The following is a 508-nucleotide window of genomic DNA, read 5'->3' on the forward strand; positions in this document are numbered from 1 at the left end:
CTCCTAGTGCCAAGGCATCCACCGTGCGCCCTTTCTAACTTAACCGTTAAAAAGAATCACTACGTGATATCTTGTCTTACTAATTGAATGTGATGTCTACTGTTATCTAGTTTTCAAAGAACACGTTGGTGGAGCCTAGCGGGATCGAACCGCTGACCTCCTGCGTGCAAAGCAGGCGCTCTCCCAGCTGAGCTAAGGCCCCGTTATTTAAGATGGTGGGCCTGAGTGGACTCGAACCACCGACCTCACGCTTATCAGGCGTGCGCTCTAACCAGCTGAGCTACAGGCCCATCTTAACTTATTTAAGGAACAAAGTTCCTTCAAAACTAAACAAGACAGGGAACGTTCTGTTTATAAGACCCAAGGTCTTATATTCCGTATATATCCTTAGAAAGGAGGTGATCCAGCCGCACCTTCCGATACGGCTACCTTGTTACGACTTCACCCCAATCATCTGTCCCACCTTCGGCGGCTGGCTCCTAAAAGGTTACCTCACCGACTTCGGGTG

The 508-nt window shown here is 49.0% G+C and carries 2 tRNA genes and 1 rRNA gene; all 3 read right to left on the reverse strand.

What is annotated here, in order from left to right:
- Positions 1 to 126: 126 nt before the first annotated feature.
- Positions 127 to 202: transfer RNA gene (locus LWH95_RS21570), tRNA-Ala, on the reverse strand.
- A gap of 11 nt (positions 203 to 213) precedes the next feature.
- Positions 214 to 290, reverse strand: a tRNA-Ile gene (locus LWH95_RS21575).
- Between the two features lie 101 nt (positions 291 to 391).
- Positions 392 to 508: ribosomal RNA gene (locus LWH95_RS21580) — 16S ribosomal RNA — on the reverse strand; the annotation flags it as partial.

The sequence above is a fragment of the Bacillus sp. G16 genome, assembly GCF_021282335.1.
Lineage (GTDB): Bacteria > Bacillota > Bacilli > Bacillales > Bacillaceae > Bacillus > Bacillus inaquosorum.